This window comes from Acinetobacter sp. AC1-2 (assembly GCF_016124155.1).
Taxonomy (GTDB): domain Bacteria; phylum Pseudomonadota; class Gammaproteobacteria; order Pseudomonadales; family Moraxellaceae; genus Acinetobacter; species Acinetobacter calcoaceticus.
In genome coordinates this window covers 44,824-59,960 of sequence record NZ_JABFFO010000008.1, presented here as the reverse complement: position 1 = coordinate 59,960, position 15,137 = coordinate 44,824, and the positions used below count along the sequence as shown (strand labels likewise).

The window sequence follows — 15,137 nt, the reverse complement described above, 5'->3', positions numbered from 1 at the left end:
GAAGGCAGAATAGAAAACAACTGGGTGAATCAATACATCCAGTTTTTACAAGTTATATGGTCCAGATGGGGCGAATATGCTAAGACCTTGGCAAATACATTTCCGTATCGATGAAAGAGAAGAAAAAACAGTTTTTTTAAAATTGACCAACTTGATTAGTCAGGAGATTTTAAGTGGTCGCTTGGTGCAAGGGACTATGTTGCCGGGGTCTCGTAGCTTGTCAAAAGAATTGGGAATTAATAGAAAAACCGTACAAGCGGTATATGAAGAATTAGAGGCTCAAGGCTGGCTTGTGACTCGTCCTCGAAAAGGCACATTTGTGGCAGATATTTTGCCGGAAAAGCAGCTCCAAATAGACTCTGTAAATGAGCGAAAAGTTAATGATAGGCCAACTATTCAAGAAGCTGCTTTATATCCACACAACGATGGTGTGCCTGACCCAAGGCTTATTCCGTATGAGTTATTTTCAAGAGCCTATCGGCATGCATTGATTAAAATTACCCAAAACCAGTACATGGGTTATGGAAACCCCCAAGGTATGATTGAGTTAAGACAAGCCTTACAAAAAATGTTGTCGATGGAACGTTTTATGAGTGTTGCCGAAGATGAGATTTGTATTGTACGTGGCAGCCAGATGGGAATTTTTCTTGCATCCCGTGCACTACCAAATCGACAGGGAGTGATTGTAGTTGAACAGCTGTATTATCCCTCTGCTTTTAAAGCGTTTCAGTCGAATGGGTTTCAGGTCGTTTCTGTCAAATTAGATGAACAAGGTATTGTCATTGAGAATTTAGAACGGATTTTACAAGAACATTCAGTTGCTGCCATTTATACAACTCCGCATCATCAATATCCCACAACTGTCACGATGCCAATGAGTCGCCGTCTTCAGCTCTTAGAACTTTCAAAAAAATGGGGGTTTTATATTATTGAAGATGATTATGATCATGAATTCCACTATGACAGTCGGCCTATGCCACCCTTAGCGAGTTTGCCTCATTCTGAGCTGGTCATTCATGTTGGCTCATTATCTAAGGTTTTTGCACCCGGTATTCGCTTGGGATACATCGTGGCATCTGCATCAGTCATTCAATCCATTACCGAAGATATTTTATTGATCGATCGACAAGGTAATAACATTACGGAACTTGCTTTAGCAGATTTAATGCAGCGCGGTGAAATCAAACGACATATTCGTAAAATGAAAAAAATATATCAGTTACGCCGTGACCATGCCTTAACTGAATTTAGCAGAGTTTTTTCAGGTGATGTCCAGATTCAACCTCCAGCAGGTGGAATGGCTTTATGGGTTAAATTCCAGAAATCTTTTACTAAAGAGCAAGCCTTAAAATTAGACGAACTCAACATGGATACAGAGCATAAGTTTAGACAAGATGATTCTTCTAATCGTTGTATTCGCTTTGGCTTTGCAGCTTTATCCGAGAAAGAAATTACTTCTTTAATCGAGAAGTTAAATGAGGTTCTTAATAAAAGAACAGCGGACTTATAATTCTTTGTTCTAATCTTAGTGCTGATTATCTCTGATAAGACAGCGCTGTTGTAAGATGAGAGCTTTGAATTACATCACTTTGAGCCAAATCGACAATGGCCCGTGCTACTTGTAAAACACGATGAAAAGTTCACTCTAATTGATCTTGATACTTTTGAATCGCTGAGACAAAGCTAAGTAGGAACGGTGTAATTTGTGACTTATATTCTTCAGTTTGTAGCATCTCAACAATTTGTTCAGGCGATTTGCTAAGAAGAGAGAAGCGTAAAAATAAATCTTCAAAAAAATTGCTACTGACTGTCGAAAGTACTCTTCTTAAAGAAACTAGCATATCGTCGCCGCGGCTAGATGCATGAACTAGAACAATAGGTTTATCTATGATTTCAGTGCGTGAAACCATCCAGTCAATTGCATTTTTGAGACCGCCTGGAATACAACGGATATATTCAGGACTTGAGATGATAATGCCATCTGAGGCAGAAACAGATTTGATAAATTCTTCTACTACAGCAGGCGTTTTTTCTCCCTCATCATCCGAAGAAAAGATAGGCAAAGTATTAATTTGATCGAAAACTGAAAATTCAATACTGGACGGTGCTATATCTTTCATTGCTCGTAATAGCGCTGTATTTGTAGATGCCTCTCTTGCACTGCCGGATATAGCCAAAATTTTCATAGCGTCCTCTTTGCCTTTTTATATAGGCAGTAATAAATTCTTTAATTAACAACTCATATAAATATTAAAAAACAGCGGACTCACGATCCGCTGTTTAACTGATTTGTTAACTATTTCCTCGATAGGATAATGCTTCTGTAAGGTGAGAACTTTGAATCACTTCACTTTGAGCTAAATCGGCAATGGTCCGCGCTACTCGTAAAACACGATGATAAGCGCGGGCCGATAAATTTAAACGTTGTTGAGCCATTTCAATCATTCGTTGAGAAGTACTATCAAGTACAGCATGTTGTTCTAGCTGTTTCGGTGAAAGCGCCTGATTTAAACAATTTTGTCTTTGAATCTGTTGTTCATAGGCATAAATCACACGTTGTCGAACACTACTCGAATCTTCAACAGGCGTTGGATCTTGTAGCTCTTGGGCCTTTAACGGTGGTACATCAATATGTAAATCGATACGGTCAAGTAATGGCCCCGATATACGGTTTTGATAGCGCTTAATACTCTCGGGTGAACACTGACAACGGCTATCTTGATTAAATGCATAACCACATGGACATGGGTTCATCGCCGCAATCAATTGGAAGTTAGCCGGATAAGTAATTTGCCGAGCTGCTCGTGAAATAATGATTTCTTTTGACTCAAGCGGCTGGCGTAAGACTTCTAGTACTTTTCTATCAAACTCGGGGAGCTCATCTAAAAAAAGTACTCCTAAATGCGATAATGTAATTTCGCCCGGTTTAGGGTGAGAACCGCCCCCAACGAGTGCAATCGCTGATGCTGTATGATGGGGCGCTCGAAATGGTCGCTGACCAAAAGTATGTGATGTATTTGAAATAGAATAAATGCTAGCAACTTCAAGCGTTTCTTGATTAGTCAGAGGCGGTAAAATTGAAGGAAGCCTTGAGGCGAGTAAAGTTTTACCTGTGCCGGGTGGTCCTTTAAAAAGTAAGGAGTGCCCTCCAGCAGCAGCAATTTCGAGTGCACGGCGTGGGCGTAACTGACCTTTTACATCTGCAAGGTCAAATTTATAAGGCATTTGGTTTGAAGTGGTCGTAGGCTCAATCGAAGATAGAGATTTCGTGCCCAAAAAATGTTCACAGACTTCTTTTAAGTGACTCACTGGATAACATTTAAAGTCAGGTAAGTGACTAATATCCTGACTATTATCAAGTGGTAAAAGCATTTTATGTTTGGCTTGTTGACAAGCCATTGCCAAAGTTAAAGTACCTGACACTGGCCTTACATGACCATCAAGTGCTAACTCTCCAATAAATTCAAAATCTTCGGCACAGTTTTCTGGGAGCTGACCAGAGGCAATTAAAATACCTAAAGCAATTGGTAAATCCAGACGTGAACCATCTTTGGGCAAATCTGCTGGTGCAAGATTAATGGTCAGTCGTTTAGTCGGAAATTGAAATCCACTGTTAATAATCGCTGAGCGAACTCGGTCTTTACTTTCTCTTACTGCCGCTTCGGCTAGGCCTACAATGGTAAGAGAAGGTAAGCCTTGACTCACATGTACCTCTACTTCAATGAGAGGTGCATGTAAACCCAAAAGTCCCCGTGTATAAATTTTAGAAAAAGACATCTTATTGTTCCATTATGGTGCTTCATTTTTAATCGTTGTAAAGTATAAGTGCGCTACATTGGTGCTTATTTTTTATTCTTTAAAGTTTCTTCTAATAGTTCCACTTGTTTTTGTAGCTCTGCTAAACGTTGGTTAGCTGATTGCAGTGCGGTCTTTTGGCGGTCAATTTCTTGTCTGGAAACAAGATCTAACTTTTCGACTGCTTCATTTAATAATGCACGTAAATTTTTTTCCAAATCTTTTTTAGGCTCATCAATTTGTTCCAGAATGGCCTGTAATAAAGTTTCTAGCATGAAATATCCAAAGTGTTGTATTACCTTATGGTTTACAGTTTACCACTGCTTGAAGGTGGGATATAGGTTTCAATTCTTTTAGTACAAATAGAACATTAAATCAGCATGTAAACATACTGAAAATTCATTTTATTTTTAATAGCTCATCTACATCTTGATCACTAAATAGGTTATAAAGAAAGTTCATGCAATAGATTCATTTCCCTCAACCTTTGAAATATTGGCATGAAAATTGAACATAAAACCTTACTGGTGAAAAGAAGCCGAAGGAAACAAACATGAAGCTTGTAACTGCAATTGTAAAACCGTTTAAATTGGATGATGTGCGTGAAGCGCTCTCTGACATTGGTGTACAAGGGATTACCGTAACTGAAGTTAAAGGTTTTGGTCGTCAAAAAGGACATACAGAACTCTACCGTGGCGCGGAGTATGTGGTTGATTTCTTACCTAAAGTAAAAATCGAAATTGCGATTAGTGATGAAATGGTCGACGCGGTAATTGAATCAATTACACGTGTAGCAAGCACAGGAAAAATTGGCGATGGTAAGATTTTTGTGACTAACCTGGAACAAGTAATCCGTATCCGTACGGGTGAAACTGGACCAGATGCTGTCTAATTGGCACAAAGCTTGCTGAGTAGAAAATAACTCGCAAATGAGGTTGGGGGACACGAATGAAAAAAATGCTTATGGCGCTGAGTCTATCAGGCGCTCTTTTGGGTGGTACTGCCGTTTGGGCAGAAGAAGCTGTAACAACGCCTACATCGGAAGTTGCGGCTGCATCAACATCTCAAGCTACTGCAACTACTGCAGAAGCACCAGTTGCTGAAACTCCAGCAGCTCCAGCACCGACACCTACTCTTGATACGGGTGATACCTCTTGGATTTTAGTTTCAACCGCATTGGTTCTATTAATGACCATTCCGGGGTTGGCACTATTCTACGGCGGTATGGTACGTAAGAAAAATGTACTCAGTACTATGATGTTCAGCCTTTCAGCTGCAATCTTAGTAAGTTTGCTGTGGGTGATTGCTGGTTATTCAATCGCGTTCTCTGGCACAGGTGCATTTTTTGGTGATTTGTCTAAAGCAATGCTAAACGGAGTCGCGTTTGATGCATTGAGTGGGACAATTCCTGAAAGTCTCTTTGTTATTTTCCAAATGACCTTTGCCATTATTACAGTTGCGATCCTTAGCGGTTCTATTGCAGACCGCATGAAGTATTCAGCTTTCATGGTTTTTATTGCAGTTTGGGTACTCGTTGTTTATGCACCAATTACTCACTGGGTTTGGGCGGCAGATGGTTGGTTATTTAAAGCAGGCGCATTAGATTTTGCTGGTGGTACAGTTGTACATATCAACTCAGGTGTTGCAGGTCTCGTTGCGGCTTACATGCTTGGAAAACGTATTGGTTTGGGCCGTGAATCTATGGCTCCGCATAACCTGACTTTAACTGTAGTCGGTGCAAGCTTACTTTGGGTAGGTTGGTTTGGCTTTAACGGCGGTAGTGCTCTAGGCGCTGGCGCTCGTGCAAGCATGGCAATTTTAGTGACTCAAGTTGCTGCCGCTGCTGCTGCGTTCTCTTGGTTAGTTGTTGAACGTATGATTCGCGGTAAAGCATCTGTATTAGGTGGTGCTTCTGGTGCTGTTGCTGGTTTGGTTGTGATTACGCCAGCAGCAGGTTTCGTCGGTGTAGGCGGTGCTTTAGTCATGGGCCTTATCGGTGGCGTAGTGTGCTTCTGGGGTATTACTGCACTTAAACGCTTACTTAAAGCTGATGATGCTTTGGATGCGTTTGGTTTACATGCTGTAGGTGGTATTGTCGGTGCGATTTTAACTGGCGTATTTTACAGTGATGAAATCATCAAAGCAGCCAACGTTACCTTAGCTCCAACCTTCGCTGGTCAATTATGGGTACAAGTTGAAGGCGTATTGGCAACCATGGTTTACAGTGGTGTAGCGACTTTTGTAATTCTTAAAGTGATTGATCTTGTGATTGGTATCCGTGTTAACGCTGATGATGAACGCATGGGTCTGGATTTAAGCCAACATGGCGAACGTATTGAATAATTCGTAATATATCTGCTGTCTTAAAAGAACAGTCTTGCGCTGTGATCAAAGAGTTGCTTTGATCTTGCTCAGGACTGTTTTTTTGTCTCATAGAATGCTGGTTCTGTAAGTGTAGAAATTTTGCTACACTAGGTCAAAGTAATCGACCCTATAAATCCGCTATGCATTGTCCATTTTGCAACGCCGCAGATAGTAAAGTCATCGATTCACGTTTAGCCGCCGAAGGCTGTCAGATTCGTCGACGTCGTGAGTGTGTAAGTTGCGGTGAACGTTTTACCACTTTTGAAAGCTATGAAGTGGTGATGCCCCGTGTGATCAAATCGAATGGAAAGAATGAACCTTTCGATGAGGCCAAGCTACGCCGTTCGTTAATGCATGCATTGCAAAAACGTCCGGTCACCCAAGAACAGATAGAAACTGTTTTAAGTGATATCCAATTACAGATTCGCCGTTTAGGTGAGCGTGACGTGAAGTCTAGAACAATTGGTGAAGTCGTCATGCAATCTCTATTTGCACTCGACCATGTCGCTTATGTTCGATTTGCTTCTGTTTATCAAGATTTTCAGGATGTTGAAGCTTTTCGCCGACAAATTGAGCAAATGCAGCAACGTGAACAATAATTATTTGAGATTTTTATGTCTGAGTTGAAAAAAGATCAATATTGGATGCAACAAGCTATTGAACTTGCCAAACGAGGTCTATATTCGACTAAGCCTAATCCAAATGTTGGTTGTGTCATTGTCAAAGATGATCAGTTAATAGGTGAGGGCTTTCATCCTAAAGCAGGTCAACCACACGCAGAGGTTTTTGCCTTACGTCAGGCAGCTGAGCAGGCTCAAGGTGCAACAGCGTATGTGACGCTTGAGCCATGTGCACATTATGGGCGAACTCCTCCTTGTGCCGAAGCACTGGTTAAGGCACAGGTTAAAAAGGTGGTTGTGGCATGTTCTGATCCAAACCCACTCGTTGCGGGTAAGGGCGTTCAGATTTTGAAAAATGCCGGAATTGAAGTAGAAGTTGGCATTTGTGAAGATTTGGCAGAAAAATTAAACCAAGGTTTCTTAAAAGCGATGTCTACGGGCATGCCCTATGTACGCTTAAAAGTAGCTTCAAGCCTAGATGGACGTACTGCAATGGCATCGGGTGAATCGAAATGGATTACCGGTGCAGTTGCGCGTCAGGATGTACAGCATTGGCGTGCCATTTCAGGAGCAGTGATTACAGGGATTGATACTGTGATTGCAGATGACTGTCAGCTTAATGTACGAAGTCTGGACAGTGTTGATATTGATACAATTGCACAGCCAAAACGGATTATTTTAGACCGCCAAGGTCGTTTGCCGCTCGCTGCTAAAATTTTAGAAAACCCTGAAACTGTGATGGTGATGGGGCCATATCGTGAAGAACTTGCTGATTTAGGCGTGATACAATTAGAAATTCAGCCTTTAAAAGTGCTGTTACAGACCCTATCTAAGCAATATCAAATTTATGATGTATTGGTAGAAGCCGGTGCAACATTATCTACTGCCTTTTTACAAGAAGGTTTGGTAGATGAGTTGATCAGTTATATTGCCCCAACATTATTGGGGAAAAGTGCAAGAGCCATGTTCAATGCAGAGTTTGAATATATGGCACAACAACTTCGTTTTACACTTCTTGATGTGACACAACTTGATCAAGATATACGCTTAAGGTTAATCCCTACGCAAGAGAAAGTATGAATCCAGAGCCTTCGGTTTATCACAAACGTCGTCATGCAGCCCGTACGACAGACGAATATCTTTTCCATCAGCTTGTTCCTTACTTGGGTAATAAGCGCCGATTGCTCCATCTAATTTTAGAAGCCCTTGAAATTACAGGGACGCTGAATAGCAAGAAAAAGAATCCTCCGATTTTTGCCGATTTCTTTGCCGGCAGTGGCGTAGTATCTCGTTTGGCGCGTCAAAATGGTTACCGAGTGATTGCGAATGACTGGGAACCTTATAGCCATGCGTTAAATCATGCGATTTTAGCTTGCATCGATGCACCTGCTTTTAAAGAGCTAGGCGGGTATCAGAAGGCAATCGATTATTTAAATCGCTTACCTGAAGTTAAAGGTTGGGTAACACATAACCTTTGCCCACGTAATGATGATATTTATGATCCAGCTCGTGACCGATTGTTCTTTAAACGCCGTAATGGTATGCGTATTGATGCGATTCGCCAGCAGATTGCAACATGGCAATCTCAAGGCGCAATTAATGATGTAGAGATGAGTGCTTTGCTCGCGCCTTTGCTCTATTCAGCAAGTTTTGTCAGTAACACCAGTGGTGTATTTAAAAGCTTCCATCAAGGGTGGGGCGGGCGTACTCAAACTGCGTTAGAACGAATTGAATCATTACTTTGGTTAACACCAAGCCGTTTTTGCGAGATTGGTGATCGTAAACGTCCTGCTGCTGAAATGTGGTGTGTAGATTCACAGCATCTAGCAAATCAAATGAGTGGTTTTGAAGTAGATGTTGCCTATCTCGATCCACCGTATAACCAGCATGCATATAGTAGTAATTACCATGTTTTGAATGCATTAACTTTATGGGATCAGGTCGATTTACCTTCACCAGATACCAAAGGTTATAAGAGTGGAATTGATAGAGCTTGGCGTAAAGAACGTCCAAGCCCATATAACTCTTCTAAATATGCGAAAGATGCGTATGAAAAACTACTTTCAACCATCAATGCCCGCTATATTCTGACCAGTTATTCAACTGATGGTAATATCGAGCCGAAAGATTTGCTTATGGCTAATCTGGAGCGGGGCAAAGTGACCTTGCTAACACAAGATGTTCCACGCTATCGAGTGAGTAAACAACGACAGTCTGAACGTGCACGCGTGCTTGAGTTTATTGTGATTACTGATACTCATGCCAAGTCAGGACCACCATTACGTCAGTTATTAGGCCAGCTTTACCACTTTGCCGAGCTAGGTGGTGTAGATACTTCAGGTAATAGTACACAGCTCGCACTTTGGTAAGCGCTGCAATTTAAGCAGTGTAAAAAGATTTGGAGATTGAGCCATGTTTACAGGCATTATTGAAAGTTTAGGAAAAGTTGAAAGCCTGCAAAGCGTAGGTGGTGATGTGCGTTTACGTATTCAGACTGATCTGGATATGTCAGATGTACATTTGGGTGACTCAATTGCGACCAATGGTATTTGTCTCACCGTGATTGAATGGGGTGATAATTGGTATGCGGCTGATGTTTCTCGTGAGAGTTTAAACCGAACGACTTTGGGTCACTGGAAAGTTGGGCAACGTGTCAATGTTGAAAAAGCAATGTTGCCGACAACACGCTTTGGTGGACACATTGTGAGTGGTCACGTTGATGGCGTGGGCGAAATTACCGTAGTACGTGAAGATGCTCGCTCAATCTATTATGAAGTTACAGCACCTGCAGAACTTGCTAAATATTTAGCGGAAAAAGGTTCTGTGACGGTAGATGGGATTAGTTTAACGATTAACCATTTACGTGGAAATATTTTAAGCTTGAACTTAATTCCGCACACAGCAGAACGTACTAACATTGGAACGTGGCAAGTAGGTAGTAAAGTAAACCTTGAAGTCGATGTTTTAGCGCGTTATATCGAGCGTTTATTACTAGGTGATAAGGCTGCTGAACAAAAAACAGAGTCAAATATTAGTATGGCTTTTTTAGCTGAGAATGGCTTTTTAAAATAAAAAGCTAGATCGTTAAAATAAAAAAACCGGACACATGTTCCGGTTTTTTTATTTTGAAAACTTAATGCTTGGTTAGAGTAACCGAGTGTGTGCCGACCCATGACTTGTTATGCTGAGTGCGCGTAATTGTAAAATCACGGGTTTCAGACTCACGTGTAAGTAAGATAGATAAAGAGTTAAAGTCGTTATGACTCATATAAAATTCTTGTGCTGAAAACGTCCATTGCTCACCCTGATTTAGCTGTTCAACTTGCTTTGAAATCTGATGCAGAATGTCCATCTCTTATCCTCATTAATTATCTTGAATAGCTACTTTTCATTCTTATAATTAATTGATCTATAAGAATAATCTATATGTCTATTCTGTGACATATACGTGTCACTTTTATGACAAAAGAAATATTTAAAGGTTTACTTTTCTATTTTTTCATCAGAAAACTTAGAATTCTTTAAAATGTATTCAATTTCTTCTTGAGCTGCCGAATTTAGCTTGGCTCGGAAAGCCGTTACAGACTGTTCAATTAAGCTCTCAGCTTCAAGTTCTAAACGAATACGTAAACTTTCAAGCTCAGATAAGATTTGATCATCGGTAATACTAAGTTTTACACCAGCAGAGTAATTGACTGCTGGTGTTTCAGGATTTTTCTGATAACGCGCGGTTTGCTCCGCAACCTCTTGTTCTAAATGACTACGTAATATGTGTAATGTTTCAGTCTGTTCATTAAACTTACGAATTTCATCTGCTTGCAACTCCGCAGCATAAGCAACTTCTGATGCACGTTTGTCAGCAAGTGCTTTTTCTAAAGCAAGTTGACGACGAATACGTGCTTGCTCAATGAGCTCTGCTTTGAGGTCTGCGTAGGCTTGTTCAATTTTTTGCTGTGATTCTAACTGCGCTTTTTCGTCATTTAAAACCCAAAGCTGAATAGGGGTTTGGGGTTCGAGTAGATCGCAAATACGTGCCAAATCCTGTTGATAGGTATGACGGACAGCTTCAGGCGCATTTAACCATCTTTTTTTAAAATCTTGCCCGACATTTAATGCCACCATGGTTCTCCTTGATCAACAGTATTTACATTTTAGCGCGTTATAATTTAAAGGTCCGCGGTTCTATACCCAAACGGCGATACATTTTAAATTTTTCTCGACCAATTTGCTTGGCTGTTTCATTATTTTCAACAATTTCTATAATGTGGCTAAAATGATCAACTTGTTCAAGTGCATGATTGTTAAAATTAAATACTAACAAGCCTTGTTCAAGTGGTTGTTTAGCCGAAATACATACAGCAGCATCAGTCTGGTCAACACCATGCGCAATGAAACTGACAGGGTCGAAGTCCCATAATCTTTCATCAAGAATCTGTTGTAGCTGCACATCTGGGCAATACCACCAGATTTTAGGATGCTTCTGTAATATTTTTCGACATAAACGGCAAGCACTATCGACTTGCCGTTCTTCGCTGGTTTCAAACAGATAAAAACTAACTTTAGCCATTCGTATTTACACGATTCGCTAGAAATTGCATGAGGAGTGGTACTGGACGACCTGTTGCACCCTTAGCTGGACCAGATAACCATGCTGTTCCTGCTACATCTAAATGAGCCCAACGATATTCACGTGTAAATCGCTCAAGGAAACATGCAGCCGTAATCGCACCACCGTATGGACCGCCGATGTTCGCAATATCTGCAAATGGTGAATCAAGTAACTCTTGATAATCATCAATGACTGGCATACGCCATACACGGTCAAATGATTGTTCGCCCGCTTGTTGGAGCTCGGCTGCTAAAGCATCATCTGGTGAGAACAAACCGCTGAGTACTTTACCTAAAGCGACTACACAGGCACCTGTTAAAGTTGCAATATCAACCACTACTGCTGGATTGAAGCGTTTGATATAGGTCAATGTGTCACACAGTACAAGACGGCCTTCAGCATCTGTATTCAAGATTTCAACAGTTTGCCCGCTCATGGTTGTCACAATGTCACCTGGACGGGTTGCTTTACCAGAAGGCATATTTTCTGCTGCTGCAATTGCACCTACTACATGAATAGAAAGTTTTGCTTCGCATAATGCACGAATGGTACCTAGTACAGAGGCTGCACCACACATATCGAATTTCATTTCATCCATGCCAAGGCCTGGTTTTAAAGAAATACCACCCGTATCAAAAGTTACGCCTTTACCAACGAGAACAACCGGAGCTTGATCAATCTGCGCTTGATATTCGAGAGTTACAATACGGCCCGGACGTTCAGATCCTTTACTCACTGCAAGAAAAGCATACATGCCTAAATCAGCCATTTGTTGCTCATTTAAAACAGTGACTTTAAGTAAGTCAGGGAATTCTGCCGCTAAAGCTAGAGCCTGTTCTGCCAAATATTCTGGGAAACAAATATTACCCGGACGGTTGCCAAGGTCGCGTGCATAAGACTGACCAGACTGTACTGCATGTACTAAAGCCAGTTGTTTTTCATCTAGGCTAGTCGTTGAACTAATTAAATCAACCTGTTGTAACACAAATTCATTTTTTTTCGATTTAAACTCATCATAACCATAAGCTGCTTGAGTTAAGCTTAAAGCAAATAAATAATGGTGCTCGACAGGTAACGCAGCAATATCAATTGCGATATGCTTAAATTTATTTTGTGTCGATTTGATAATCGTTTGGGCAAGTTTAGCTAACTTAACTGTCTGAAGTTCAGCTGTTTTTCCCAAGCCAAGTAATTGGCTGTGAGGCTGATTTGAAATCTGACCAAATAAAGGCAGAGTTTCATTAAAGTTGCCTTTAAATTGGGTAGCGCTAAGAACGCTTTCTAGGTTATTGATTTGATATGTGTTGACGTTGCTTTGTAGCTGTTCTGAATCAACTAAAACCCACAAAGACTCATTAGATGTTTGTTCGGGAAAAGTTGTATAAGTTGTAAATTTCATGGCTGTCGTGATTGCCTATAGAAAGTTATGATGAATTAAAACATTGAAACACTTTCAAGCATAGCGTTGCAATGTGCGGTTTTATATTTTTAACATTCGGGTAAACTAGCAGTCGTCCCGATTAGCCTTTTGGAAGTATTACTTTGATTATTCGGCGTTATCTCGTCAAGCAAGTTGTCTCTACCTCATTGGTGGTCATTTCTTTATTGACCTTAATCATGATGGGTGGTCGTCTGATCAAATACTTTGGTGTGGCGGCGCAGGGGCGTTTAGATGCCAGCATCTTGTTTAGCATCATTGGATATCGTTTACCTGAATTTCTAACACTCATTTTACCACTTGGTTTTTTCATTGGTTTAATGTTGGTGTTTGGTCGTTTATATGTTGACCATGAAATGGCAGTACTGAATGGTAGTGGTGTGAGCCGTCATCAATTAGCACGATTACTCATTCCAATGACAGTTGTTTATATGGTTTGTCAGTCTGTGCTTATGCTCTGGATGACACCGTGGGGACTACGTGAGTTTGAAAAGCTGACAACCACCCAAGCGGTTCGGACAGGTTTCGATTTGGTTCGCCCAAGAGAATTTATCTCTTCTGGACCCTATACAATTTATGCGGGTTCACTATCTGAAGATCGAAAAAATCTAAAAGACATTTTCTTTTATCAACGCGCGACCAAAGAAGATAAGCCAGATGTCATGATCTTGGCAAAAGAAGCGACTCGTGTAGAAGTTGCAAATGACACAGCCAATGTCGTTGATCTGGTGCAAGGCCGTCGTTATGAAATATTTCCGGGACAACCAAAGTATACACAAGCAGAGTTTCAGTCTTATCGTCTACGTTTAGAAAATGATAAAGATGTTAAGTTTGAGAGTGGCGATGTAGAAGCCTTATCAACGACTAAACTCTTTTCAAAAACAAATGATCCAGTCATAAGAAGCGAGTTGGGATGGCGTTTATTTGGACCATTCACCATTCTTATTGCTTTAATGCTTTCTGTGGGATTGTCTGAGGTGAGTCCAAGACAAGGTCGTTATTACCGTCTTATTCCTGCGGTTTTTATTTTTTCCAGTCTGATCGTATTAATGATTGCAATCAAGACTCGTATTAGTAAAGAAGAACTCGATATTTGGGCTTATCCTGCCGTGTTGGTTGTTTATGGCGTTGCAGCTGCCTTATTTTCACGTAAACAGAAGTTGGCACCTAAAATCAAGAAACAGATCAAGCGAGTGAAATTATAATGTTAGCACGTCGAATAGTCGCCAAATATGTGACGAAAACCACTGCGCTTGCAATGTTTGGCACCACAGTTGTTTTGTCGATTTTACAGATCTTATTTACGTACCTTGGCGAGTTGGGTGAACTCAAACCAGACTATAACGCATGGCAAGCTCTCATCTATGTGTTGTGGGGAGCGCCTCGTTATCTATATGAAATTTTGCCTATTTCTGCCTTGATTGGTGCTGTAATCGGTTTAGGTTCACTAGCGACTAGCAGTGAACTTATTGTTATGCGCTCTGCTGGTATTAGCTTATGGCGTATTGTTGGTTGGGTGATGCGCTCAGCTTTACTGCTTATTATTTTGTCTTTCGCTTTAAGTGAATGGGTTATCCCTTATACGAATGAAAAAGCACAAAGTGTTAAAAGCCACCGCTCTGTAGCTGCTTTAGGTGAAGTGAAAGGTTATTGGTCACGTGAAGGACAGCGATTTATCTATATCGACTATGCTAACTCTCAAGGCAATTTAAAAGGTATTCAAGTGGTCGATTTTGACCAGAACTATTACTTGCAATCATTAATCAATGCTCAGCAAGGACAGTTCGTAAAAGATGGTCAATGGGCTTTGAAGAAAGCAGAACAAATGGATATTTTGGCGACAGGCAATGCCATCAAGACTGACCATGACGAACAATCGCTTTCTTTAGCATTACAGCCTAAATATGTGCATATGGTGACTTTAGATCCTGAAGATTTATCGCCAAGCCAGCTCATTAGCTTTATGCGTTATATGGATGAATATAGTCAGGTACCAAAGACTTACCAATTGGCTTTCTGGCAAAAAGTTGCCTCGCCATTTTCGTTGATCGCTTTGGTTCTCGTGGCGTGTTCATTTATTTTTGGACCATTACGCCAACAATCGATGGGTTTCCGTTTGGTAATTGCATTGTTTATTGGTTTGAGTTTCTATTATTTGCAAGATTTCTTGGGCTATGCCAGCTTGGTTTATGCCCCATCTCCTGCATGGTTCGTACTCGTACCTATCTTGTTAATGTTTGGCGTCGGAAGTTATTTGCTTTACCGCGCTCGCTAGTAATAATTGAAATTTATGGTTTTCATCAATCGTAGA

At 40.8% G+C, this 15,137-nt stretch carries 16 protein-coding genes and 1 pseudogene; 9 read left to right on the top strand and 8 right to left on the bottom strand.

Annotated features, from left to right (window positions below; genetic code table 11):
* Nucleotides 1-76 precede the first annotated feature (76 nt).
* Nucleotides 77-1,510: a PLP-dependent aminotransferase family protein gene (locus HL290_RS17425; protein ID WP_198497119.1), complete on the top strand. Its 1,434-nt coding sequence runs from the start codon at nt 77-79 to the stop codon at nt 1,508-1,510.
* Nucleotides 1,511-1,535: 25 nt separating this feature from the next.
* On the opposite strand, the pseudogene HL290_RS17420 reads toward HL290_RS17425, so the two are convergent.
* The 4 genes and pseudogenes from HL290_RS17420 to HL290_RS17405 form a co-directional block, all read right to left on the bottom strand.
* Nucleotides 1,536-1,637: pseudogene (locus HL290_RS17420) on the bottom strand (ATP-binding protein); the annotation flags it as partial.
* Between the two features lie 3 nt (nt 1,638-1,640).
* A complete protein-coding gene (locus HL290_RS17415) occupies nt 1,641-2,186 on the bottom strand; it encodes an NADPH-dependent FMN reductase (RefSeq protein WP_198497118.1) in 546 nt (181 codons plus the stop codon).
* Nucleotides 2,187-2,292: 106 nt separating this feature from the next.
* Nucleotides 2,293-3,777: a YifB family Mg chelatase-like AAA ATPase gene (locus HL290_RS17410; RefSeq protein WP_198497117.1), complete on the bottom strand. Its 1,485-nt coding sequence runs from the start codon at nt 3,775-3,777 to the stop codon at nt 2,293-2,295.
* Between the two features lie 65 nt (nt 3,778-3,842).
* Nucleotides 3,843-4,070: an accessory factor UbiK family protein gene (locus HL290_RS17405; protein WP_003654412.1), complete on the bottom strand. Its 228-nt coding sequence runs from the start codon at nt 4,068-4,070 to the stop codon at nt 3,843-3,845.
* 278 nt (nt 4,071-4,348) lie between these two features.
* Here HL290_RS17405 and glnK point away from each other — a divergent pair, with 278 nt between their 5' ends.
* The 6 genes from glnK to HL290_RS17375 all read left to right on the top strand — a co-directional run bounded on the left by glnK (nt 4,349) and on the right by HL290_RS17375 (nt 9,851).
* A complete protein-coding gene (glnK, locus tag HL290_RS17400) occupies nt 4,349-4,687 on the top strand; it encodes a P-II family nitrogen regulator (RefSeq protein WP_000780326.1) in 339 nt (112 codons plus the stop codon).
* Nucleotides 4,688-4,743: 56 nt separating this feature from the next.
* Nucleotides 4,744-6,138 (top strand): ammonium transporter, encoded by a 1,395-nt coding sequence (locus HL290_RS17395; protein ID WP_005037351.1) that lies wholly within the window; start codon nt 4,744-4,746, stop codon nt 6,136-6,138.
* 161 nt (nt 6,139-6,299) lie between these two features.
* On the top strand, nt 6,300-6,758 hold the full coding sequence (nrdR, locus tag HL290_RS17390) for a transcriptional regulator NrdR (RefSeq protein ID WP_003654416.1): 459 nt from the start codon (nt 6,300-6,302) through the stop codon (nt 6,756-6,758).
* Between the two features lie 15 nt (nt 6,759-6,773).
* Nucleotides 6,774-7,859 (top strand): bifunctional diaminohydroxyphosphoribosylaminopyrimidine deaminase/5-amino-6-(5-phosphoribosylamino)uracil reductase RibD, encoded by a 1,086-nt coding sequence (ribD, locus tag HL290_RS17385; protein WP_198497116.1) that lies wholly within the window; start codon nt 6,774-6,776, stop codon nt 7,857-7,859.
* Nucleotides 7,856-9,148 (top strand): DNA adenine methylase, encoded by a 1,293-nt coding sequence (locus HL290_RS17380; RefSeq protein ID WP_003654420.1) that lies wholly within the window; start codon nt 7,856-7,858, stop codon nt 9,146-9,148. Before ribD ends, HL290_RS17380 begins: the two co-directional genes overlap by 4 nt.
* Before the next feature lie 43 nt (nt 9,149-9,191).
* Nucleotides 9,192-9,851: a riboflavin synthase gene (locus tag HL290_RS17375; RefSeq protein ID WP_005037345.1), complete on the top strand. Its 660-nt coding sequence runs from the start codon at nt 9,192-9,194 to the stop codon at nt 9,849-9,851.
* 61 nt (nt 9,852-9,912) lie between these two features.
* On the opposite strand, the gene HL290_RS17370 is transcribed toward HL290_RS17375, so the two are convergent.
* The 4 genes from HL290_RS17370 to HL290_RS17355 form a co-directional block, all read right to left on the bottom strand.
* Nucleotides 9,913-10,131 carry a hypothetical protein gene (locus HL290_RS17370; RefSeq protein ID WP_198497115.1) on the bottom strand — a complete coding sequence of 73 codons (219 nt, stop codon included), beginning with the start codon at nt 10,129-10,131 and terminating at the stop codon, nt 9,913-9,915.
* 131 nt (nt 10,132-10,262) lie between these two features.
* Nucleotides 10,263-10,901: a hypothetical protein gene (locus tag HL290_RS17365; RefSeq protein ID WP_198497114.1), complete on the bottom strand. Its 639-nt coding sequence runs from the start codon at nt 10,899-10,901 to the stop codon at nt 10,263-10,265.
* A gap of 37 nt (nt 10,902-10,938) precedes the next feature.
* Nucleotides 10,939-11,346, bottom strand: coding sequence for a DNA polymerase III subunit chi (locus tag HL290_RS17360; RefSeq protein WP_009392261.1), 408 nt, complete (start codon nt 11,344-11,346; stop codon nt 10,939-10,941).
* Entirely contained in the window at nt 11,339-12,787 is a 1,449-nt protein-coding gene (locus HL290_RS17355; RefSeq protein WP_198497113.1) for a leucyl aminopeptidase, read from the bottom strand. Before HL290_RS17355 ends, HL290_RS17360 begins: the two co-directional genes overlap by 8 nt.
* Before the next feature lie 143 nt (nt 12,788-12,930).
* Here HL290_RS17355 and lptF point away from each other — a divergent pair, with 143 nt between their 5' ends.
* Nucleotides 12,931-14,031 (top strand): LPS export ABC transporter permease LptF, encoded by a 1,101-nt coding sequence (lptF, locus tag HL290_RS17350; RefSeq protein ID WP_045437233.1) that lies wholly within the window; start codon nt 12,931-12,933, stop codon nt 14,029-14,031.
* Complete coding sequence (lptG, locus tag HL290_RS17345; protein WP_198497112.1) at nt 14,031-15,101, top strand: LPS export ABC transporter permease LptG; 1,071 nt, start codon at nt 14,031-14,033, stop codon at nt 15,099-15,101. Before lptF ends, lptG begins: the two co-directional genes overlap by 1 nt.
* The last annotated feature ends 36 nt before the right edge of the window (nt 15,102-15,137 follow it).